The sequence below is a fragment of the Streptomyces sp. NPDC059917 genome (assembly GCF_042730635.1).
Lineage (GTDB): Bacteria > Actinomycetota > Actinomycetes > Streptomycetales > Streptomycetaceae > Streptomyces.
The window spans coordinates 16,978-38,692 of record NZ_JBHWLC010000076.1 but is presented as its reverse complement, the minus strand read 5'-3'; the positions used below and the strand labels follow the sequence as shown (position 1 = coordinate 38,692).

Genomic DNA, 21,715 nt, shown 5'->3' with positions numbered 1-21,715 from the left:
GGCCCGGTGAGCCGCCGCGCGCTCCCTGCGCGTCGACCGCGGAGTGTCTCATCTCACCGTCCGCGATGTGGTCAACATCCTTCCCACCGCGCCGCGTCGACCTAAGCTGACCCCCAGCAGCTGGTTCGCCCCGTCCGCCAGGCGGGATGCGTCGTAAGAGGGAACCCGGTGGGAATCCGGGACTGCCCCGCAGCGGTGAGCGGGAACGACCGCCGTCATACGCACTGGGACCGGATCACGGTCCTGGGAAGCGACGGCCACTAGGAGCCCGCCGGGAGACCGGCAGGCGCGCCCGCAAGTCCGAAGACCTGCCCGTTGCCCGCGCACGCACGGTCGTGCGCGGATTTCCTGGTGACCTCGTGGGCGGGTCGGTCGGGGGCGCCCCGGACCTGTTCCGGGGGAACGACGGACGGTCGCAGCCGGTGCCTCGCGCACGGCGGTGCGACGGGCCGTCCGCTCTGCCACCCCTTCGCGCCTCGCGTCCGTCACCGGGACTCATGGAGACGTACTCGCGAAGGAGAGTTCCGTGACACCCCAGAACACCACCCGTTCCACCACCTCCGCGGCCGCACCGGAGCCGGCCGTACGGGCCACCGTCCACGGCTACCCCCGGCAGGGGCAGAACCGGGAACTGAAGAAGGCCGTCGAGGGCTACTGGAAGGGCCGGGTCGACGCCGACGCCCTCCGGGAGACCGCCGCGACCCTGCGCCGGACCAACTGGCAGCAGCTGGCCGAAGCGGGCATCGGCGAGGTGCCCACCGGTGACTTCTCGTACTACGACCACGTCCTCGACACCAGCGTCATGGTCGGCGCCGTCCCGCCCCGCCACCGCGCCGCCGTCGCAGCGGACGCGCTGGACGGCTACTTCGCCATGGCCCGCGGCACCCAGGACGTGGCGCCGCTGGAGATGACCAAGTGGTTCGACACCAACTACCACTACCTGGTCCCCGAACTGGGCCCCGACACGCAGTTCACCGCCGACTCCGCCAAGCAGGTCGCCGAGCTGCGGGAAGCGCTCGCGCTCGGGCTGAGCGCCCGCCCGGTGCTGGTCGGACCGGTCACCTACCTCCTGCTGGCCAAGCCCGCCCCGGGCGTGGCCGACGACTTCCAGCCGATCACCCTGCTCGACCGGCTGCTGCCCGTCTACGCCGAGGTGCTCGCCGACCTGCGCGCGGCGGGCGCCCAGTGGGTCCAGCTCGACGAGCCGGCCCTGGTCCAGGACCGCACCCCGGCCGAGTTGGGCGCGGCCGCCCGCGCCTACCGCGAGCTGGGCGCGTCGGCCGAGCGCCCCAAGCTGCTCGTCGCCTCGTACTTCGACCGGCTCGGCGAGGCCCTGGCGGTACTGGCCAAGGCCCCCGTCGAGGGCCTCGCCCTCGACTTCACCGACCGGGCCGCCGGCAACCTCGCCGACCTGGCCGCCGTCGGCGGCCTGCCCGGCAAGCGGCTGGTCGCGGGCGTGGTCAACGGCCGCAACGTCTGGATCAACGACCACGAGGCCTCCCTCGCCACCCTCGGCACCCTGCTCGGCCTCGCGGGCAGCGTCGACGTCTCCTCCTCCTGCTCCCTCCTGCACGTTCCGCTGGACGTCACCGCCGAGCGCGACGTCGACCCCCAGGTCCGGCGCTGGCTGGCCTTCGCCCGGCAGAAGACCGCCGAGATCACCGTCCTGGCCCGCGGCCTCGCCCAGGGCACGGACTCCATCGCCGCCGAACTCGCCGCGAACCGCGCCGACCTCGCCTCCCGGGCGCACTCGCCGATCACCCACGACCCGGCGGTGCGCGCCCGCACCGCGGCCGTCACCGACGCCGACGGGCGCCGCTCCCAGCCCTACGCGCGGCGCGCCGCGGCCCAGCGGACCCACCTCGGCCTGCCCCTGCTGCCCACCACGACCATCGGCTCCTTCCCGCAGACCACCGAACTGCGCACCGCCCGCGCCGACCTGCGCGCCGGACGGCTCGACGAGGCGGGCTACGAGCACCGCATCGAGGCCGAGATCCGCGAGGTGATCGCCTTCCAGGAGAAGACCGGCATCGACGTCCTCGTGCACGGCGAACCCGAACGCAACGACATGGTCCAGTACTTCGCCGAGCAGCTGACCGGCTACCTGGCCACCCAGCACGGCTGGGTCCAGTCCTACGGCACCCGCTACGTCCGGCCGCCGGTCCTGGCCGGGGACATCTCCCGCCCCGATCCGATGACCGTGCGCTGGACCACGTACGCGCAGGCGCAGACGGCGAAGCCGGTCAAGGGCATGCTGACCGGCCCGGTCACCATGCTCGCCTGGTCCTTCGTCCGGGACGACCAGCCCCTCGGCGACACGGCCCGCCAGGTCGCGCTCGCCCTGCGCGACGAGGTGAACGACCTGGAGGCGGCCGGCACCTCCGTCATCCAGGTCGACGAACCGGCCCTGCGCGAGACCCTGCCGCTGCGCGCCGCCGACCACGCCGACTACCTGGCCTGGGCCACCGAGTCCTTCCGCCTCAGCACCAGCGGCGTCCGGCCGGACACCCAGATCCACACCCACATGTGCTACGCCGAGTTCGGCGACATCGTCGCGGCCATCGAGGACCTCGACGCCGACGTGATCAGCCTGGAGGCCGCCCGCTCGCACATGCAGGTCGCCGACGAACTCGCGGGCGCGGGCTACCCGCGCGAGGTGGGCCCCGGCGTCTGGGACATCCACTCGCCGCGCGTCCCCTCCGCCGACGAGGCCGTGACGCTGCTGCGCAAGGGGCTGGAGGCCATCGCGGCCGAGCGGCTGTGGGTCAATCCCGACTGCGGGCTCAAGACCCGGGGCTGGACCGAGACGAAGGCGTCCCTGGAACACCTCGTCGAGGCCGCGCACCGGGTGCGCGCGCAGCTGACCACGGGCTGAGCGCGCACCCGGACGGGGACGGTCCGAGCGGACCGTCCCCGTCCGGTGCCGTACGCACCGCCCGGTCGGTACGCTCGGACCCGGGCGACGGGAGGCCACCGATGGGCGCAGCGCCGTACGGGCGGGAGAACGTGCACGGAGACGGTGACGGGGACCGCGACGGGGAGCGCCGCGCGCTGCCGGACGGGACCCGGACGGGCCGCGCGGGAGCCGACCCGGGGCTCTACGGGCCCGGATCCGTGACCTGGCAGTGCCACGGCGACCCGATCATGTGGATCGCCGGGGTCCGGGCCCTGTACCTCCAGGCCCTCCACCCGCGGGCCGTCCGCGGCGTCATGGCCAACTCGGACTTCCGCCAGGACGCCTGGGGGCGGCTGCTGCGCACCGCCGACTTCGTCGGCACGATCACCTACGGCACCACCGAGGCCGCCGAGGCGGCCGGAGCCCGGGTCCGCAAGATCCACCGGATGCTGTCCGCGACCGACCCCGCCACCGGCGACCGCTTCCCCATCGACGATCCCGAACTCCTGCTGTGGGTGCACTGCGCGCAGATCGATTCCTTCCTGCACACGCTGCGCCGCTCCGGCGTCCCCCTCACCGCCGCGCAGGCCGACCGCTACGTCGACGAGAACCGCACCAACGCCCGCCTCGTCGGCCTCGATCCCGCCGCGGTGCCGGCCACCACCGCGGAGCTGGCCGCCTACTTCGACGAGGTCCGCCCCCGCCTCGCCGCCGGAGCCGACGCCCGCGCCGTCGACGACTTCCTGCGCAGCCCGCCCGTCCACCCGCTCCTCGTGCCTGGCCGAAACCTGCTGTGGCGGCCGCTCGCCGCACTGGCCTACGGGTCCCTCCCGGCGTACGCGCACCAGCTGTACGGGCGCCCCGCCCGCACCCCACGCGGCGTCACCCGGCGCTTGCGCCTCACGGGCCTCGTGCTGCGCAGCATTCCCGCAGGTCTGCGCTGGCAGCTGCCGCCAGGTCACATCTTGAGAGCGATGCGCCGCATGGGCCCCGCGAGTCGCCCCTCGACGCACGCACTGCGCACTTCAGCGGCCATACTGGACCGGCCGGGGAGGGTGGCGCACGACAACGGGGGCGGCAGTAGGACATGGCTGAGTCCAGACTGATCCAGGGCCGATACAGGTCGCTCGATCTGATCGGTCGCGGTGGCATGGGTGAGGTGTGGCGCGCTCGCGACGAGTCGCTCGGGCGACATGTCGCAGTAAAGTGCCTCAAACCGCTCGGCGCGGAGCAGGACGCCCACTTCACGCAGGTGCTGCGCGAGCGCTTCCGGCGCGAGGCGCGCGTCGCGGCCTCGCTCCAGCACCGGGGCGTCACCGTCGTGCACGACTTCGGGGACGACAGCGCCACCGGCGGGCCCCTCTACCTCGTCATGGAGCTGCTCGAAGGGAGCAATCTCAGCCAGCTGCTGGAGGAGAACGACGCCCGCCCGCTGGCCGTCGACGACGTCGTCGACATCGCGGAACAGCTCGCCGCCGCCCTCGGCTACACCCACGACCAGGGCGTGGTGCACCGCGACCTCAAGCCCGCCAACATCATGCGGCTCACCGACGGCACCGTGAAGATCTGCGACTTCGGCATCGCCCGGCTCGCCGCCGACATCGGCTTCACCGCCAAGCTCACCGGCGGCGGCATGGCCATGGGCACGCCGCACTACATGTCGCCCGAGCAGATCGCCGGCGGCGAGGTCGACCACCGCAGCGACCTCTACTCCCTCGGCTGCGTCCTGTACGAGATCGCCACCGGCGCCCCGCCCTTCGACCTCGGCGACTCCTGGTCCGTCCTGGTCGGACACCGGGACACCGCCCCCGTGCCCCCGCGCCAACACCGCCCGGAGCTGCCCGCCCACTTCGAGCAGGTGGTCCTGGACCTGCTGGCCAAGCGCCCCGAGGACCGGCCCGCCGACGCCCGCGGGCTCTACCGGCGGCTCGTCGGGGCCCGCCGGGGAGGCGCCGCCGCGCCCGCGGCGGCCGACGCGCTGCCCGCGTGGGCGCTCGGCATGACCGCCGGCCGCAAGGCGGGCCTGGAGGCCCGCCCGGCGAGCGGCGCGTGGGCGGTGCTGACCGGCTCGTGGACGGCCGCACGGCCCGCCGAGCCCGTCCGGGAACCCTCCGAGGCTCTCTCGACCCGCGAGTCGGCCCCCCAGCCGCTCCCGGTGCCCGTCCCGCAGCCGGAGCCGGACCCGGCCACCGCAGACGGGGCGCCCGCCGCCGGAGCCGCGGGCCAGGGCTCGCCCGCGCAGGGCGTGGCACGTCCCCCCGCGGCCGCGGACCCGCGGCTGACGGCCGCCTACGGCCGGCCGGGCCCCCGCCCGCTGGGCCCCGACCACCCCGAGACCCTCGCCGCGGTCTCCGCGCACGCCTTCGCCCTCAGCCGGGCCGGGCGCCCGGCCGACGCCCTGGCCGCGCACACCGAGGTCGCCGAGGGCCGGGCCCGCACGCTCGGCCCCGACCACGCCGAGACCCTGGCTGCGCGCCAGGAGACGGCGTACGTCCTGGGCCAGCTCGGGCGCCACCAGCAGGCGCACGAGGTCTACCTCGCGGTGCTCGCCGCCCGCGAGCGGACCGTCGGCACGGACCACCCGGACACCCTGCGCTGCCGCCACAACCTGGCCTTCAGCCTGAGTCGGCTCGGCCGCCTCGCCGACGCGCACCGCACCGCCGAGGACGTGGCCACCGCCCGGGCCCGGGTGCTCGGCCCGGACCACGCGGACACCCTGCTCACCCGCTACGAGGTCGGCTACGCCCTCGGGCAGCTCGGCCGCTGGCAGGAGGCCCTCGCCGCCTACCGCGAGGTCGCCGCGGCCCGCGAGCGCACCCTGGGCCGCGACCACCCCGACACGCTCGCGGCCCGCTACGAGGTCGGCATCGGCCTCGGGCGGCTCGGCCGCACCCCCGAGGCGCTGGACCTCTTCCGCTCGCTCGCGCGCGACCGCACCCGCGGTTACGGGGCCGCCGACCCCGAGACCCTGCGCGCCCGCCACGTCGTCGGCGTCAACCTCGGCCGCCTCGGGCGCTGGGCCGAGGCGGTCGCCGAAGCCCGCCAGGTGGCCGCGCTGCGGGCCCGCGCGCTCGGCCCCGACCACCCCGACACGCTGGTCAGCCGCCGCGAGGTCGCGGTGGGCCTGGGGCGGCTCGGCCGCTGGGACGAGGCGCTGCCCGTGTACCAGGAGGTGGCCGGGGCCCGCGAACGCGTGCTCGGCGCCGACCACCCGGACACGGTCGCGGCGCACGCGGACGAGGCCCACTGTCTGGAGCGGCTCGGGCAGGTGTGCTACCAAGAGCCATGACCAAGGAGCAGCGGTTCCAGGGCGTGTACGACGCGGTGATCGTGGGCGGTGGGCACAACGGCCTGGTGGCCGCCGCCTACCTGGCCCGCGCGGGGCGATCGGTCCTCGTCCTGGAGCGGCTCGGCCACACCGGTGGCGCCGCCGTCTCCACCCGCCCCTTCGCGGGGGTCGACGCCCGCCTGTCGCGCTACTCGTACCTGGTGTCGCTGCTGCCGGCCACCATCGTGCGGGAGCTGGGGCTGGAGTTCGCCGTCCGCAAGCGCACGGTGTCCTCGTACACCCCCACCGAGCGCGCCGGTCGGCCGGGCGGACTGCTCGTCGGCGGCGGGGAGGACCGCACCCGGGAGTCCTTCGCCCGACTCACCGGCTCGGACCGGGAGTACGAGAACTGGCGGGCCTTCTACGCGACGACCGCCCGCCTCGCCCGCAAGGTCTTCCCCACCCTCACCGAACCGCTGCCGACCCGGGCGGCGCTGCGCGCGCGGATCGACGACGAGAGCGCCTGGCGGATGCTGTTCGAGGAGCCGCTGGGGCGCGCGGTCGAGGACCGGTTCACCGACGACCTGGTGCGGGGCGTGGTGCTCACGGACGGTCTGATCGGCACCTTCGCCGACGCCCACGACCCCTCGCTCGCCCAGAACCGCTGCTTCCTCTACCACGTGATCGGCGGCGGCACGGGCGACTGGGACGTGCCGGTCGGCGGCATGGGCGCGCTGACGGACGCGCTCGCGGACGCCGCGCGCGCCGCCGGGGCGCGGATCGCCACCGGGCACGAGGCGGTGCGCATCGACGTCGACCCCGCTTCCGGGACGGAGCCGAGCGGGCCCGTGGAGGTCACCTACCGGACCGACCGCGGCGAAGGGCGGGTCGGCGCCCGCAAGGTGCTGGTCAACGCCTCCCCGCGGGACCTGGCCCGGCTGCTCGGCGAGGACGCGCCGGACGCCCCCGAGGGCGCGCAGCTCAAGGTCAACATGCTGCTGCGCAGGCTGCCCCGGCTGCGCGACTCCTCGGTGGACCCGCGCGAGGCCTTCGCCGGCACCTTCCACATCGCGGAGGGCTACGAGCAGCTGGCGCGCGCCCACCGGGAGGCGGCCGCCGGAGAACTGCCCTCCGCACCGCCCTCGGAGATCTACTGCCATTCGCTGACCGACGCCTCGATCCTCGGCGCGGACCTGGCGGGGCGCGGCTACCAGACGCTCACCCTGTTCGGGCTGCACGCCCCGGCCCGGCTGTTCGAGAAGGACAACGCCGGCGCCCGGGAGGTCCTGCTCGCCGCGACGCTGGCGCAGTTGGACGCGCACCTGGCCGAACCGCTCGCGGACTGCCTGGCCGTCGACGCCGACGGCCGCCCCTGCATCGAGGCCAAGACCCCGCTCGACCTGGAACGCGAACTGCGCCTGCCCGGCGGACACATCTTCCACCGGGACCTGTCCTGGCCCTTCGCGGAGCCGGACGCGGGGCGTTGGGGCGTGGAGACCCGGCACCCCGACGTGCTCCTGTGCGGGGCGGGCGCCGTGCGCGGCGGCGGGGTCAGCGGGGTGCCGGGACACAATGCGGCGATGGCGGTCCTGGGCCGCTGACCCGGCCCGTCGCGCTACGCGCCGACCGGCTCGATGACGACGATCGGGATCTCGCGGTCCGTCTTGGTCTGGTAGTCGTCGTAGGCGGGCCAGTGCTGGACCATCAGGGGCCAGGCCTCGGCGCGCTCCGCGGGGTCGGCGGTGCGGGCCGTGCCCTGGAGGACCTCGGGTCCGACCTGGATGCGGACCTCGGGGTGCTCGGAGAGGTTCCGGTACCAGAGCGGGTGCTCGGGGGCGCCGCCCTTGGAGGCGACGATGAAGTACCGCCCGTCCTTCTCGCCGTAGATGAGCGGGGTCCGGACGGGGTTGCCGCTCTTGCGCCCGAGGGTGGTCAGGAGCAGGGTCTGGGTGCCGTTCCAGAACTGGCCCTCGGCCCCGCCGGACCCGACGTACTGCTTGACGTGGTCCAGCTGCCAGCCGGGCTTGGGGTCGGTCGGGTGGTCCCAGTCGATGTCGCTCATGTGCGGTCCGCCTCCAGGTGTCGCGTTGCCGGTGTTGAACCCTCAACGATCAACAACATCCAGGGATGCGGCGTTATGCCCGGCCCTTCGGGCGGAACGCCTGCGTCCCCGGCCGCGCACCGGGCACAATTCCCGAGGGTCCGTCAGGGCACGCCCGCACCACCACACTTCGGGAGCAGTCGGTGTCCTCGCAGGAGTCGCAAGAGATCGTCATCACGATCACCCCGCAGCAGGCCGCGCACGGGGTGATCATCCCCGTGCCCCAGGGCCTGGGCAACGCCCGGCTCCGGATACCCCCGAGCCGGGACGGAGACCTCGTACGGGCCCGGCTCGGCGAGACCGAGGTGCTGCTGCGCATCAAGGTGACCCCCGCACCGGGGCCGGGCGCGGACGCGTGGCCGGGGATCACCGCACCGGCGCGCCGCTCGGGGGCTCGGGGCTGGCTGGTGCTGACCGCCATGGTCGCGGCCGTGGTCATCGGGCTGGTGGTGGCGGACAGCGGTGACGACGGCGACGCCACCGCGTCGTCCTCCTCGACCGCCACCCCCACCCCCACCGGTACGTACGCCCCCGAGCCCGCGCCCTCCTACACCGCCTGGTCGCCCACCGCGGCCCCGCCGCCGGCGGCCACCGCGGTGGGCACGGCGCCCGCCCCCGTCTTCCCGACCCCCGAGGCGGCCCCGACCCCCTTCGACCGGGGCACCTGCCTCAACGGCAAGCTCCCGGACTCGACGACCGCGCAGCGCGTGGACGACGTGCGCGAGGTGCCCTGCTCGGCGTCGGACGCCCACTACAAGGTGATCGAGAGCTTCCCGGGCACCTCCGACATGACGCGCTGCAACGCCAACCCCAAGACCGAGTACGGCTTCTCCTACACCTACTCCCGCGGGGCGGTCACCCTCAACCAGTACGTCTACTGCGTCGTCGGCATCGGTTCCTACGCGCGCTGAGGCCCCCCCGTGGCCCGGCCCCGTCCCCGGTGCGTCAGTCCGCGGAGCGGGTCCAGCCCGTGGCCACGATCCGGGACGCGTCCTGCGGCCGGTCCTCGGCGAAGAGCGTGCGCGCGCGCTCGGACACGCGGATGACGTCGACGTACACCCCGCGCCCGACGTAGCGCCCGGTGGCCTCGTGGCGCAGGCGCAGGTGGACCTCGCGCCCGGCCCAGTCGTCGAGGGGGGCCTCCAGGCGGTGCCAGATGCGGCCCGACCAGCCCGTGACGGTGCCGCGCGGCCACTGCTCGGGGCTGCCTCCCGTGGCGCGCACGGTGCTGAACGGCACCGGCCGCCAGGGGCCGTCCGGGCCGGGCGCCGCCTCGACGAAGAAGCCGCCGGCGTCGGGGACCGTGTCCCACCACACCGCGCAGCGCAGCCGCGCCTGCGTCGTGGCGGGCGCGAGCGGGGGCAGCGCGAGCGTGCCCGAGGCGGCGGGGGTGGTCCCGGAGAACCACGCGGGGCCGCCGTGCCGGGTGCGGACGGGGACCGCCCGGGCGAAGGCGTTGCCGACCGCCACCCGGGGCGCGCTGCCCGCCCGCCAGGTCCGTACGGGGTGCACCGAGTTGCCCAGCAGGATCAGGAACGAGTCCGTGGAGGGGTCCAGGACCAGCGAGGTCCCGGTGAAGCCGGTGTGCCCGGCGGAGTGGGGCGTGGCCATGGCGCCCATGTACCAGTGCTGGTAGAGCTCGAAGCCGAGGCCGTGGTCGTCGCCGGGGAAGGCGGTGTTGAAGTCGGTGAAGAGCAGCTCGACGGAGGCGGGGCGCAGGATCCGCTTCCCGGCGTACGCGCCGCCGTCGAGCAGGGTGCGGGCGAGGACGGCCAGGTCCCAGGCGGTGCCGAAGACCCCCGCGTGCCCGGCCACCCCGCCGAGCGCGTGGGCGTTCTCGTCGTGCACCTCGCCCCACACGAGCCCCCGGTCCAGCCCCGACCAGGGCGGGCGCTGGACCTCGGTGGCGGCGGTCACCCGGCGCCACGAGAGCGGGGGATTGAACCGCGTGCGGTGCATCCCGAGCGGAATGGTGATCTCGTCGCGGAGCAGGACGTCCAGGGTGCGGCTGGTGATCCGTTCCAGGAGCAGCTGCAGCGTGATCAGGTTCAGGTCCGAGTACCGGTACACGGTCCCGGGGGTGTCCTGCGGCCGCACCGACCACAGCAGCCTGAGCTGCCCCGCCCGCGTGGGTTCCTGGTAGAACGGCGCCCACGACCGCAGCCCCGAGGTGTGGGTCAGCAGCTGGCGGACCGTGATCGCCTCCTTGCCGCCGCCGGTGAACTCGGGCAGGTAGCGCGCCGCGGGGGCCTCGAGCTCCAGCCGTCCCCGCTCCATCTGCTGCACGGCCAGCACCGAGGTGAACAGCTTGCTCAGCGAGGCCAGGTCGAAGACCGTGTCCTCGCTCATCGCGATCCGCTCCGCGGCGGGGAACTCCACGGCCCGGTCGGTCCGGCCGTCGTAGTCCGCGTACCGGACCGCGTCGCCCATCGCCCGGTGCAGGGCCACGGTCCGACCGCGCCCCGCGAGCACCACGGCCCCCGCGTAGTAGGGGTGTTCGGGGGAGGGGCCGAGGAAGCGGGCGGCCTCCTGCGCCGTCGCCTCCAGGTGCCGCTCCAGCAGTCCTGCCTGGCGGGCGGACCCGTACCGCAGGCGCAGCCCTTGCAGGGCCCGCCGCTCGACCGGGTTCCCGCCCGCCCCGGAGCCCGCCCCCGCGCCGTCCGCACCCCGGGCGCCCCGACCGGCCGCCCCGGCCGGGCCCGCGGGCAGCGCCGCGTGCACGAGCAGCACCCCGCCGAGTGCGAGCAGGCGCGCCCCGAGCCGCCTGCGGGTCAGCCCGTCGGCCGGGCCGCCGCGCCGACTCCCGTCCGTCGCCGCGGACTTGGGGACCCGCGCGGACTTCGTGACCTCCGTCGTTCTCCGGACCGCCGCTGCCCGCCGCTCGACCGGCCTCCCGCCCGGCCCGTCCTTCCCGCCCCCGTCCGTCCCGCCCCCGACGACCCCCGTGTCCTGGCTCATGACCGGCCCTCCTGTCCGCTGCCTTGCGCGCCACCCAGTATCTGCCCGTGCACCCCACCGACCCCGTCACGACCGGCCCGCAAAGAATCTGACACAGCATCAGAAAATCTCTTCCCTCGCGCCGCGCCCTGCGGCATCCTGCCGCCCATGGAGACGGAGCTGAGCAAGAAACTCGGAGTCGAACACGCCATCTTCGGCTTCACGCCCTTCCCGGCGGTCGCCGCGGCCATCACCCGCGCGGGCGGCTTCGGCGTCCTCGGCGCGGTCCGGTACACCGCCCCGGACGACCTCGCGCGCGACCTCGACTGGATGCAGGAACACACCGACGGCAAGCCCTACGGCCTCGACGTCGTCATGCCCGCCAAGAAGGCCGTGGACGGCATCTCCGAGGCCGACATCGAGGCGATGATCCCCGCCGGGCACCGGGAGTTCGTCCGCGAGACCCTCGCCAAGCACCAGGTCCCCGAACTCGCCGACGGCGAGGCCTCCGGCTGGCGGATCACCGGCTGGATGGAAGAGGTCGCCCGCAACCAGCTCGACGTGGCCTTCGACTACCCGATCAAGCTCCTCGCCAACGCCCTCGGTTCCCCGCCCGCCGACGTCATCCGGCGCGCCCACGACCACGGGGTCCTCGTCGCCGCCCTCGCCGGGACCGCCACGCACGCCCGCCGCCACGCCGAGGCGGGCATCGACGTCGTCGTCGCCCAGGGCTACGAGGCCGGCGGTCACACCGGCGACATCGCCACCATGGTCCTCGTGCCCGAGATCGTCGAGGCCGTCGCCCCGCTCCCGGTCCTCGCCGCGGGCGGCATCGGCAGCGGCGAACAGATCGCCGCCGCACTCGCGCTCGGCGCGCAGGGGGCCTGGCTCGGATCGCTCTGGCTCACCACCACCGAGGCGGACCTGCACTCCCGCGCCCTCACCGACAAGCTGCTCGCCGCCGGTTCCGGGGACACCGTCCGCTCCCGCGCCCTGACCGGCAAACCCGCCCGCCAACTGCGCACCGAGTGGACCGACGCCTGGGACGACCCGGCCGGTCCCGGCGCGCTCCCCATGCCGCTCCAGGGCCTGCTCGTCGCCGAAGCGGTCTCCCGCATCCAGAAGTACGAGGTCCAGCCGCTGCTGGGCACCCCCGTCGGCCAGATCGTCGGCCGGATGAACAGCGAGCGCAGCGTCCAAGCCGTCTTCGACGACCTCACCCGGGGCTTCGAACGCGCCATCGACCGCATCACCCGCATCGCGGGCCGGTCCGGGCCGGTCCGCAAGGAGGAGCTCCCGTCATGACCCCGCCCCCCAGCACCCCCGCCGCCGCCCAGGGCCCCAACGGCTTCTGGGCCCAGGCGAGCGCCGAACCCGACCGCGTCGTGCTCGTCACCCCCGAGGGCGAGGAGTGGACGGCCGCGCGCCTGCACGCCGACGTCAACCGGCTGGTCCACGGCCTGCGCGCGGCCGGTCTGGAGCGCGGTGACGCCTTCGCCGTGGTCCTGCCCAACGGGGTCGAGTTCTTCACCGCCTACCTCGCCGCCTCCCAGGCCGGTTTCTACCTCGTTCCGGTCAACCACCACCTGGTCGGCCCCGAGATCGCCTGGATCGTCTCCGACTCCGGCGCCAAGGTGCTCATCGCCCACGAGCGCTTCGCCGGGGCCGCCACCGGCGCGGCCGACGAGGCGGGGCTGCCCGCGAGCCACCGCTACGCCGTCGGAGCCGTCGACGGATTTCGCCCGTACGCCGAACTCCTCGACGGGCAGAGCGACGCGCCGCCCGCCGACCGGACCCTCGGCTGGGTGATGAACTACACCTCCGGCACGACCGGCCGCCCGCGCGGCATCCGCCGCCCCCTGCCCGGCAAGCTGCCGGAGGAGACCTTCCTCGGCGGGTTCCTCGGCATCTTCGGCATCCGCCCCTTCGACGGCAACGTCCACCTGGTCTGCTCCCCGCTCTACCACACGGCCGTGCTCCAATTCGCGGGCGCCTCCCTGCACATCGGCCACCCGCTGGTGCTCATGGACAAGTGGACGCCCGCCGAGATGCTGCGCCTGATCGACGCGCACGGCGCCACCCACACCCACATGGTGCCCACCCAGTTCCACCGCCTGCTCGCCCTCCCGCAGGAGGTCAAGGACGGCTACGACGTCACCTCGATGCGTCACGCCATCCACGGCGCCGCGCCCTGCCCCGACCACGTCAAGCGCGCGATGATCGAGTGGTGGGGGAGCTGCGTGGAGGAGTACTACGCGGCCAGCGAGGGCGGCGGCGCCTTCGCCACCGCGGAGGACTGGCTGAAGAAGCCCGGTACGGTCGGCAAGGCCTGGCCCATCAGCGAACTGGCCGTCTTCGACGACGACGGCAACCGGCTGCCCGCCGGGGAACTGGGCACCGTCTACATGAAGATGAGCACCGGCGGCTTCAGCTACCACAAGGACGAGGGCAAGACGCGGAAGAACCGGATCGGGGACTTCTTCACCGTCGGCGACCTCGGCCTGATGGACGAGGAGGGCTACCTCTTCCTCCGCGACCGCAAGATCGACATGATCATCTCGGGCGGGGTCAACATCTACCCGGCCGAGATCGAGTCCGCGCTGCTCACCCACCCGGCCGTCGCCGACGCCGCCGCCTTCGGCATCCCGAACGGGGACTGGGGCGAGGAGGTCAAGGCGGTCGTCGAGGCCGCGGAGGGACACGAGCCGGGCGAGGCGCTGGCCGCCGCCATCCTGGCGCACTGCGAGCAGCAGTTGGCCGCGTTCAAACGGCCCAGGACCGTGGAGTTCATCGAGACCATGCCCCGCGACCCCAACGGCAAGCTCTACAAGCGGCGGCTGCGCGATCCCTACTGGGAGGGGCGCGAGCGCGCCGTGTGACGGGCGGCGCGCGGAACGGTTGCCCGAAAGGCCCTGACATTTTGTGAGATGTTCCACGTCAGGGCCCCGGCGGCGCGCCTTGCGCCGCACCGCGGCGCCACTTCTGGCAGCGTGGCCGTATGAGTACGGCAACCCGCACGTCCCCCTTGACCGACTGGACCCTGGTGGTCCCCGTGGTGGCGCTCGTCGCGCTCGCCCTCAGCTGGGGGCGCGACCTGCCCTCCTTCGCGGTGGCGCTCGTCGCCGTGTGCCTCGGGGGCGCGGTCCTGGCCGCCGTCCACCACGCCGAGGTGGTCGCCCACCGCGTCGGCGAGCCCTTCGGCTCCCTGGTCCTGGCCGTCGCGGTCACGGTCATCGAAGTGGCCCTCATCGTCACGCTGATGGCCGACGGCGGCGAGGGGAGTTCCTCCCTCGCCCGTGACACCGTCTTCGCCGCGGTCATGATCACCTGCAACGGCATCGTCGGCCTGTCGCTGCTGGTCGGCGCCCTGCGCAACCGGGTCGCCGTCTTCAACGCCGAGGGCTCCGGCGCGGCGCTCGCCACCGTCGCCACCCTCGCCGTCCTCAGCCTGGTCATCCCGACCTTCACCACGAGCAAGCCCGGTCCCGAGTTCTCCACCGCACAGCTCGCCTTCGCCGCCGTCGCCTCACTGGCCCTCTACGGGCTGTTCATCGCGGTCCAGACGGTCCGTCACCGCGACTACTTCCTGCCCGTGGACACCGCCGCGAAGAAGCGCCGCGAGGCGGCCGGGGAAGAAGAGGAGCACGCGGAGCCGCCGACCGCCCGGGCCGCGATGATCAGCCTCGGCCTGCTGCTGGTGGCCCTCGTCGCCGTCGTCGGCAACGCCAAGGCCGTCTCGCCCACCATCGAGTCGGGCGTCGCGAGCGCCGGTCTGCCCCACGCCGTCGTCGGTGTGATCATCGCCCTGCTCGTGCTCGCCCCCGAAACCCTCGCCGCCGTCCGCGCGGCCCGCCGCGACCGCGTCCAGACCAGTCTCAACCTCGCCTACGGCTCCGCCATCGCGAGCATCGGCCTGACCATCCCGTCCATCGCCCTCGCCTCGGTCTGGCTCACCGGACCGCTGCTGCTGGGACTCGGCCCGATCCACATGGTGCTGCTCGCCCTCACCGTCGTGGTCAGCGCCCTGACCATCGTGCCGGGCCGCGCGACCCTGCTCCAGGGCGGGGTGCACCTGGTCCTGCTGGCCTCCTACCTGTTCCTCGCCGTCAGTCCCTGACCCGCGCCCCGGTGGTGCGCGCGCCGACCCGCGAGGGCCGGCGCCCGCACCACCGGCCGCTCAGCGCCGCTCGCGCGGCCAGACCACGCGCAGCGCGGGCGAGCTGAGGATGTCCTTCTCGCAGTACCGCGAGGTCACCCAGCGCTCACCGGAGAACAGCCGGGTCTGGTCGGCGTAGTACGGCGAGTTCGGGTTCGAGGACTGGCTGTACGACAGCAGCGTGCGGGCCACCGGGCAGCGGCTCCCGTCCCAGCCGACCGCCTGGATGTGGCTCGAACCGTGCACGACCTCCGTGTAGCCGCCACCGGCCGGGTTCCACACCGCCTCCACCTTGTCCCACACCCCCAGCGCCTCGGTGCCGCCGCCGACCGGGATCCGCCGACCGCCGCGCACCACGAACTGGTTCTCGCCCAGCGGCGCGTCCAGTGCGATGCCCGCCGCCTTCAGCTCCGCGACCGTGTCCGCCAGCGCCCGCCCGATGCCGGGCGCCGACCGGTTCAGGGTGCGGGGCGTGCGGATCGGGTCGGCCGCCGAGAACGGCACCTGCCACAGGTCCTTCGCCGCCGTCGTCGCCGTCAGCCGCCGCCAGAACCGGTCGAAGAGCAGCGCGCCCCGGCTGGCCGTCTCGGCCGTACGGTCCCAGCGCGCCAGCACCGGGCAGGCCGCCGAGACGTCCACCACCGCGCCGTCGCTCGCGGTCGCCGTACCGCCCGGCAGGGCCGCACAGGCCTGCGCCGCGTCGGCGGCCGCCAGGTCACCGGCCGGAACCCGGTTCGCGAACTGCTGCTCCTGCAGGTCCGCCACCGTCAGGGAGCCCTTGGCCGCCATCGCCGACACGTCCTCCAGCGCGCCGCGCGTGCGCAGCGACCGGGGCGCGGCGACGTTGCCCCACACCCGCTCGTAACCGGTCAGCGGATGCTCCGCGTTCGCCAGCCAGGCGCTGTCGTTGGAGTTCTCGGCGTACACCGCGTCCCGCAGGGTCGGCGCCTTCGCCGGACCGAACACCCCCGGTTGCAGCGCGTCCGGGTCCGACCCCAGGGCGCAGTCGCCGCGCGAGCCGTCCAGCACCGCGAGACCGGCCGACGGGTAGGTCGCCCGGCCCAGCGGGGTGGAACAGCGCGCCGCCAGCTCGTCCGTGATCCGGGGCACGATCTGGGACTGGGCGAAGAGGGTCGCGCCCGCCGAATCCGCGGCCACCGTGTTGACCCAGGGCAGCCCCTGGGTGCGCCGCTGGGCGTCCTGGATCCCGGCGACCGAGCGGGCCCTGCCCATCGCGAGGGCGGTGTCGAAGGCCCGCAGGTTCACCGCGTTCGGGTCGTTCAGCGCATAGGCGGTGGTCGCCGACCACGGCAGCGGCAGGCCCGACCCGAGGGAGGTGGTGACGGGGCCGAAGCGGGTCCACCACTGGGTCCCGGCGACCGGTGCGCCGCCCTTGACCGGGACGCTGACGGTGCGCGCCACCATCTTCTCGGAGACGCCGTCGACCAGGTAGGCGGTCGGGTCCTCCGGGTCCAGCGCGAGCTGGTGCAGGTTGACCGGGGTGCCGGTCGCCACGGTGTGGCTCCAGGCGACCTTGTCGTTGAAGCCGATGTTGACGACGACGGTGCCGAGCAGGGAACCACCGGAGACGTTCAGCTCGCCGGGGATGGTCTGCTGGGACTGCCAGAACCGGCGGCCGCCCTGCCAGGGATAGTGCGGGTTGCCGAGCAGCAGCCCGCCGCCGCTCGCCGTGGCCGACCCCGCGAAGGCCACCGCGTTGGAACCCCTGTCGTAGCGCGAGGTGTCGAAGAACTGCCGGGCCGCCTCCGCCGCGGCCGCCGGGTCGATCCCGCCACCGGGCGCCTCCCCGCTCGTACGGGCCCCCGCGCCCGGAGCGGCGGCCGGCGGCCGCGCCGCGGTGATCCCGTCGATCCCGCGCCCCTGGCCGCCGAGCACCGCGACGGCGTACCCCCGGGATGCCACGTCGACGGCCGTCACGGGGCGCACCCAGGCGGCCCCCTTGCAGGCCGGATCCGTGATCTTGTTCTGCGCCAGCCAGGCGTTGTACCCGGCGGCCCAGCCGCGCATCAGCTCCTTGACGTCCTTCCCGGGCCCCGCGGGCGCGGGCGTGGCCAGCAGCTTCTCGACCGTGCCCGTCTGCCGGACGCCCTTGAAGTACAGGTCGCTGGAGAGGTTGCCGACGGCGGAGGAGAGGGAGCCGTCGGGGGCCGCGTCGGGCCCGAACCAGCGCGAACGCTCGCCGGACACCGTCAGGAACCCGTCGGCCAACACGCAGACCTGGTCCGCGGCCTGCGCCCAGCCGGTGCCGAAGCCGAGGTCGGCGTAGTCCTTGGCGAGGATGTGCGGGACGCCGTTCTCCGTGTAGCGGACGAGGGCGGACAGACCGCCCCCGGACGGGGCCCGGGCGGCCCCGGCGTCGGCGGCGGCCGAGGCCGCGGCCGGAGGGACCGCGGCGGCCGCCGCGAGCAGCGCGGCGCCGGTGAGGGCGATCCGGCGAAGTGCGGGGCGGGTGCGGAAACGCAACGTGCCTCCCAAGTAGCCTTCGAATGACTGCGGTTACGCGTGAAACCGGTGGTGCGCCTGCCGTGCCCCCACACTCATGCAGGCAAGCTGATGATCTGTCAACAAGCGCTGTTCCAGGATGAGATGAGGATGGCTTCATGACGCAGGTGCGGGACAACACGGTCGACGGGCTGCTGCGCGACACCGCGCGGCGCCTCCCCGAGCGGATCGCGGTCCGCTACCGGACGCGGGAGTGGACCTACCGCGCGCTCGACCGGGCGGTCTCCGCCGCGGCCGCCGTGCTGACCGACGGCTACGGCTTGCGGCCCGGCGACCGGGTGGCCACCTTCGCCCACAACTGCGACGCCTACCTGATCGCCTTCCTCGGCTGCGCCCGGGCCGGGCTGGTGCACGTCCCGGTCAACCAGAACCTCACCGGCGAGGACCTCGCGCACATCCTGGACGACTGCGCGAGCGCGCTGGTGCTGGCCGACCCGGACCTCGCCCCGCTGGTCCCGGACGGGCGTCCGGTCCGGGCGCTGCGCGACGCCCCCGGCTCCTTCCTGGAGGCGCTGGCCGGGCAGGCCCCGTACGAGGGCGGCGGTGATCCGCGGGCCGTGGTCCAGCTGCTGTACACCTCCGGCACCACCGCGCTGCCGAAGGGCGCGATGATGACCCACGCGGCGCTGTGCCACGAGTACGAGAGCGCGATCGAGGCGCTGGACCTGACCGCGGACGACCGGCCGCTGCACTCGCTGCCGCTCTACCACTCGGCGCAGATGCACGTCTTCCTGCTGCCCTACCTCGCCGTCGGGGCCGAGAACACGGTGCTCGACGCCCCCGTCGCGGAAGAGATCTTCGACCGGGTGGAGGCGGGCGGGGCGGACAGCCTCTTCGCCCCGCCCACGGTGTGGATCGCCCTGGCCAACCACCCCCAGTTCGCCACTCGCGACCTGGGCGGGCTGCGCAAGGCGTACTACGGCGCCTCGATCATGCCGGTGCCCGTCCTGGAGCGGCTGCTCGCGCGACTGCCCGGGCTCGGGTTCTACAACTGCTTCGGGCAGAGCGAGATCGGCCCGCTGGCGACCGTCCTGGGGCCGGCCGAACACGAGGGCCGGATGGACTCCTGCGGGCGCCCGGTGCGCCACGTCGAGGCGAGGGTGGTCGACGAGGACGGCGCGCCGGTGCCCGACGGCACCCCCGGCGAGGTGGTCTACCGGTCCCCGCAGCTGTGCCTGGGCTACTGGAACGATCCGGAGGCGACGGCGCGGGCCTTCCGGGACGGCTGGTTCCGCTCGGGCGACCTCGCGGTGCGCGACGCCGAGGGCTACCTCACGGTGGTCGACCGGGTGAAGGACGTGATCAACTCCGGCGGGGTGCTGGTCGCCTCCCGCCAGGTCGAGGACGCGCTCTACACCCACCCGGGGGTGGCGGAGGCGGCGGTGGTCGGGCTGCCCGACGACCGCTGGATCGAGGCGGTCACGGCCGTGGTGGTGCCGCGCGGGGCGGTGACCGAGGAGGAGCTGATGGCGTACGCCCGGGAGAAGCTCGCCCACTTCAAGGCGCCGAAGCGGATCCTCTTCGTGGACGCCCTGCCCCGCAACGCCAGCGGCAAGATCCTCAAGCGCGAGCTGAGGGACCGCTACCGCTCGGGGAAGTAGGCGCCGGACCCCCGGGCCCCCGCACTGCGGAACGCCGCGGCGCGGGGGCCGCCGCATGTCCGGAGCGGCCTTTTACCCGGAGGTGCGAGGTCCGTCAAGTCCCGAATGTCCGGAACGTGACCCTCGGGCGGCGCTCGGGCCTACTGGTGATGCGGGCCTCGCCGGAAAGCGAACAAGGCGAAGGGACCGCAGGGTCCCGGATCCCCGGGACACCAGAACCCCCGATGTTCCGAGGAGAAGGCCATGAACCGCAAGACGCGCACCAACAACGTTGTCCGTACCAACCGCCGCGGATTCCGACTGGCGACGCTGTTCGCCTCGGCGGCCATGATTTCGGGAGGAGTCCTTATTCCGGCCTCGATGGCCTCGGCGGCCCCGATGCCCGCCCACGTGGCCACCGCCCTTCCGGCAGCCGGAGGCGCCGGAGGTGACGGCGGTGAAGGCGGGGGCGGCCTGATCGGCGGGGGCGGCGGCTCCGGCGGGTCCGGCGGCGGCAGCGTCACCGGCGTCGGCGGCGCCGGCGGCAACGGCGGCAAGGGCGGCACCGGTGTCCTCAGCGGAGGCGGCGGCGGTGGCGGTGGCGGCGGTGGCGAGGGCGTCATCGGCGGCAACGGCGGCAAGGGCGGCGACGGCGGCGGCGGTCTGTTCGGCGGCACCGCCGGCAACGGTGGCGGCGGCGGCGACGGCAAGCTCCAGGGCGGCAACGGCGGCAAGGGCGGCCACGGCGGCGACGGCGTCTTCCAGGGCGGCGGGGGCGGCAAGGGCGGCAAGGGCGGCCACGGCGGGCTCTTCGGCGGCATCGGCGGCGGTGGTGGCACCGGAGGCTCCAGCATCTTCTGACCGGCCCACCTGATCCGGTGATCCGACGGGGCGGGGGCCCCCGGGCCGGGGGGGGGCCCCCCCCCCCCCCCCCCCGCGCACCCCGGTACCTCACCTCACCTCACCGAAACTCACCGAAGTGGAGAACCCCATGTTCACGAGCTCCTGGCAGCGTCCGCTGGTCCTGGTGGCGGCCTCCCTGGCCTTCGTCACCGGCACGGCGTGCGCCGCGCAAGCAGCGCAGTCCCACGCTCCCGCGGGTGTCGTCTCCTCGGCCTTCTCGGCCGGACAGCCCGACCACTGCACGGGCGGCGCGGGCGGCGAGGGCGGCGAAGGGGGTCAGGGCGGTCAGGGTGGCCAGGGTGGCCAGCCCGGCCAGCCGGGTCAGCCGGGCAAGCCCGGCACGGCCGGTTGCTTCCGGTTCGAGGACCTGCCCGACAAGCCGAAGGCGGAGCTGACGGTGGTGGACCGGGTGCGCATCGTCGTGACCCTGCTGGCCGACGACACCGACGCCACGAAGGAGAAGATCGCCAAGAAGTACGAGATCTCGACCGAGCAGCTGGACACCTGGAAGAAGAACTACCTCGACGGCGACTGGTTCGCCCTGACGACAGGAACCTTCCCCGCCGCTCCGTAAGGCGGGCGGAGCGGAAGGGTCCATGGAACGAGGCCGGCGGGCCGACGAGCGGGGCAGCGGACGACGCGGGCCCGAACGGTCGGTGGCCGGCCCCACCATTTCTCGGCTAGGGAGAACCTCATGCGTGCACGATCTTGGAAGTTCAGTCTCGGTTTCGTCATCTCGACCACGGTGATCGGCGTCGGCGCGATGGTGCCCGCGGCCACCGCCGCCAGCGCGGCCCCCGCCCTGACCGTCCAGGCGGCCTCCACCACCGGCCACCGCCACGTCCCCTCTCCCGGAGGCGGCGGCAACGGGTCGGGCCTCGGCAGCCGACTCGGCGGCAAGGTCCAGGTGGGCAACGGCAGCGTCCGCGTCGGTGACAAGGTGTGCGCGGGCAACTGCAACGGAACGGTCAACGGCAGCCAGGGCGGCAGCGGCGGCGTCTGCGTCGGGCTCTGCAACGGCAGCGCCAACGGCGGCAACGGCAATCAGGGCGGGACGGGCGGCAACGGCAGCCAGGGCGGGAACGGCGGCGTCTGCGTCGGGCAGTGCAGCGGCAGCGTCAACGGCGGCAACGGCGGCAACGGTGGGGCCGCGCCGGCCGGGGGCGACGGCGGCAACGGCGGCAAGGGCGGAAACGGCGGCATCTGCGTCGGCACCGGCTGCGAGAGCAGCGGCCAGGGCGGCCGCGGCGGCGACGGCGGCGAGGGCTGACCGCCGGGTGGGTGCGGGGCACGAGGCGGGGGGGGGGTTTAACCCTCTCCGCCCCCGGGAGATGGGGAAGTAAATAGAGTG

General features: G+C 74.4%; 15 protein-coding genes and 1 riboswitch. Of the genes, 12 read left to right on the top strand and 3 right to left on the bottom strand.

The genetic code is table 11. From position 1 onward, the window contains the following. The first annotated feature begins 104 nt into the window (after positions 1-104). A riboswitch (cobalamin riboswitch) is annotated at positions 105-331 on the top strand. Positions 332-526: 195 nt separating this feature from the next. The 4 genes from metE (at position 527) to ACFWAR_RS31830 (ending at position 7,765) form a co-directional block, all read left to right on the top strand. Continuing rightward, positions 527-2,875 carry a 5-methyltetrahydropteroyltriglutamate--homocysteine S-methyltransferase gene (gene metE / locus ACFWAR_RS31845; RefSeq protein ID WP_385784694.1) on the top strand — a complete coding sequence of 783 codons (2,349 nt, stop codon included), beginning with the start codon at positions 527-529 and terminating at the stop codon, positions 2,873-2,875. A 101-nt stretch (positions 2,876-2,976) separates the two neighbouring features. Further along, the gene (locus tag ACFWAR_RS31840) at positions 2,977-4,002 is read left to right on the top strand and encodes an oxygenase MpaB family protein (RefSeq protein ID WP_385784691.1); all 1,026 of its coding nucleotides are present in this window, start codon (positions 2,977-2,979) and stop codon (positions 4,000-4,002) included. Further along, on the top strand, positions 3,984-6,185 hold the full coding sequence (locus tag ACFWAR_RS31835) for a tetratricopeptide repeat protein (protein WP_385784688.1): 2,202 nt from the start codon (positions 3,984-3,986) through the stop codon (positions 6,183-6,185). Before ACFWAR_RS31840 ends, ACFWAR_RS31835 begins: the two co-directional genes overlap by 19 nt. Beyond that, positions 6,182-7,765, top strand: coding sequence for a phytoene desaturase family protein (locus ACFWAR_RS31830; protein ID WP_385784685.1), 1,584 nt, complete (start codon positions 6,182-6,184; stop codon positions 7,763-7,765). Before ACFWAR_RS31835 ends, ACFWAR_RS31830 begins: the two co-directional genes overlap by 4 nt. Positions 7,766-7,779: 14 nt before the next feature. Here the strand turns inward: ACFWAR_RS31830 and ACFWAR_RS31825 are convergent, their stop codons facing one another. Next, a complete protein-coding gene (locus ACFWAR_RS31825) occupies positions 7,780-8,226 on the bottom strand; it encodes a nitroreductase family deazaflavin-dependent oxidoreductase (protein WP_385784683.1) in 447 nt (148 codons plus the stop codon). A gap of 182 nt (positions 8,227-8,408) precedes the next feature. On the opposite strand from ACFWAR_RS31825, the gene ACFWAR_RS31820 reads away from it, so the two are divergent. Continuing rightward, the gene (locus tag ACFWAR_RS31820; RefSeq protein ID WP_385784680.1) at positions 8,409-9,176 is read left to right on the top strand and encodes a hypothetical protein; all 768 of its coding nucleotides are present in this window, start codon (positions 8,409-8,411) and stop codon (positions 9,174-9,176) included. 34 nt (positions 9,177-9,210) lie between these two features. Here ACFWAR_RS31820 and ACFWAR_RS31815 read toward each other — a convergent pair whose 3' ends face one another. Then, entirely contained in the window at positions 9,211-11,223 is a 2,013-nt protein-coding gene (locus tag ACFWAR_RS31815) for a serine hydrolase (RefSeq protein WP_385784677.1), read from the bottom strand. Positions 11,224-11,370: 147 nt separating this feature from the next. Between ACFWAR_RS31815 and ACFWAR_RS31810 the strand changes: the two genes are divergently transcribed. The 3 genes from ACFWAR_RS31810 (at position 11,371) to ACFWAR_RS31800 (ending at position 15,319) form a co-directional block, all read left to right on the top strand. Continuing rightward, the gene (locus ACFWAR_RS31810) at positions 11,371-12,507 is read left to right on the top strand and encodes a nitronate monooxygenase (protein WP_385784675.1); all 1,137 of its coding nucleotides are present in this window, start codon (positions 11,371-11,373) and stop codon (positions 12,505-12,507) included. After that, positions 12,504-14,081, top strand: a complete 1,578-nt coding sequence (locus ACFWAR_RS31805; RefSeq protein ID WP_385784672.1) for an acyl-CoA synthetase — start codon at positions 12,504-12,506, stop codon at positions 14,079-14,081. The genes ACFWAR_RS31810 and ACFWAR_RS31805 overlap by 4 nt, the downstream gene beginning before the upstream one ends. Positions 14,082-14,200: 119 nt before the next feature. Continuing rightward, positions 14,201-15,319, top strand: coding sequence for a calcium:proton antiporter (locus tag ACFWAR_RS31800; RefSeq protein WP_385784669.1), 1,119 nt, complete (start codon positions 14,201-14,203; stop codon positions 15,317-15,319). 60 nt (positions 15,320-15,379) lie between these two features. On the opposite strand, the gene ACFWAR_RS31795 is transcribed toward ACFWAR_RS31800, so the two are convergent. Then, the gene (locus tag ACFWAR_RS31795; protein WP_385784666.1) at positions 15,380-17,842 is read right to left on the bottom strand and encodes a penicillin acylase family protein; all 2,463 of its coding nucleotides are present in this window, start codon (positions 17,840-17,842) and stop codon (positions 15,380-15,382) included. Positions 17,843-17,979: 137 nt separating this feature from the next. Here ACFWAR_RS31795 and ACFWAR_RS31790 point away from each other — a divergent pair, with 137 nt between their 5' ends. The 4 genes from ACFWAR_RS31790 to ACFWAR_RS31775 all read left to right on the top strand — a co-directional run bounded on the left by ACFWAR_RS31790 (position 17,980) and on the right by ACFWAR_RS31775 (position 21,634). Beyond that, positions 17,980-19,482 carry a fatty acyl-CoA synthetase gene (locus ACFWAR_RS31790; protein ID WP_385784664.1) on the top strand — a complete coding sequence of 501 codons (1,503 nt, stop codon included), beginning with the start codon at positions 17,980-17,982 and terminating at the stop codon, positions 19,480-19,482. 243 nt (positions 19,483-19,725) lie between these two features. Continuing rightward, a complete protein-coding gene (locus ACFWAR_RS31785) occupies positions 19,726-20,322 on the top strand; it encodes a hypothetical protein (RefSeq protein ID WP_385784661.1) in 597 nt (198 codons plus the stop codon). Between the two features lie 130 nt (positions 20,323-20,452). Further along, on the top strand, positions 20,453-20,938 hold the full coding sequence (locus tag ACFWAR_RS31780; RefSeq protein ID WP_385784658.1) for a hypothetical protein: 486 nt from the start codon (positions 20,453-20,455) through the stop codon (positions 20,936-20,938). 120 nt (positions 20,939-21,058) lie between these two features. Then, positions 21,059-21,634 carry a hypothetical protein gene (locus ACFWAR_RS31775; protein WP_385784655.1) on the top strand — a complete coding sequence of 192 codons (576 nt, stop codon included), beginning with the start codon at positions 21,059-21,061 and terminating at the stop codon, positions 21,632-21,634. Positions 21,635-21,715: the final 81 nt, after the last annotated feature.

What these genes read in the sequence shown, in the direction of transcription:
- ACFWAR_RS31840 (WP_385784691.1), top strand. Translation starts at nt 2,977, where the DNA reads ATGGGCGCAGCGCCGTACGGGCGGGAGAACGTGCACGGAGACGGTGAC.
- ACFWAR_RS31835 (WP_385784688.1), top strand. Translation starts at nt 3,984, where the DNA reads ATGGCTGAGTCCAGACTGATCCAGGGCCGATACAGGTCGCTCGATCTG.
- ACFWAR_RS31830 (WP_385784685.1), top strand. Translation starts at nt 6,182, where the DNA reads ATGACCAAGGAGCAGCGGTTCCAGGGCGTGTACGACGCGGTGATCGTG.
- ACFWAR_RS31825 (WP_385784683.1), bottom strand. Translation starts at nt 8,226, where the DNA reads ATGAGCGACATCGACTGGGACCACCCGACCGACCCCAAGCCCGGCTGG.
- ACFWAR_RS31815 (WP_385784677.1), bottom strand. Translation starts at nt 11,223, where the DNA reads ATGAGCCAGGACACGGGGGTCGTCGGGGGCGGGACGGACGGGGGCGGG.
- ACFWAR_RS31810 (WP_385784675.1), top strand. Translation starts at nt 11,371, where the DNA reads ATGGAGACGGAGCTGAGCAAGAAACTCGGAGTCGAACACGCCATCTTC.
- ACFWAR_RS31805 (WP_385784672.1), top strand. Translation starts at nt 12,504, where the DNA reads ATGACCCCGCCCCCCAGCACCCCCGCCGCCGCCCAGGGCCCCAACGGC.
- ACFWAR_RS31800 (WP_385784669.1), top strand. Translation starts at nt 14,201, where the DNA reads ATGAGTACGGCAACCCGCACGTCCCCCTTGACCGACTGGACCCTGGTG.
- ACFWAR_RS31790 (WP_385784664.1), top strand. Translation starts at nt 17,980, where the DNA reads ATGACGCAGGTGCGGGACAACACGGTCGACGGGCTGCTGCGCGACACC.
- ACFWAR_RS31785 (WP_385784661.1), top strand. Translation starts at nt 19,726, where the DNA reads ATGAACCGCAAGACGCGCACCAACAACGTTGTCCGTACCAACCGCCGC.
- ACFWAR_RS31780 (WP_385784658.1), top strand. Translation starts at nt 20,453, where the DNA reads ATGTTCACGAGCTCCTGGCAGCGTCCGCTGGTCCTGGTGGCGGCCTCC.
- ACFWAR_RS31775 (WP_385784655.1), top strand. Translation starts at nt 21,059, where the DNA reads ATGCGTGCACGATCTTGGAAGTTCAGTCTCGGTTTCGTCATCTCGACC.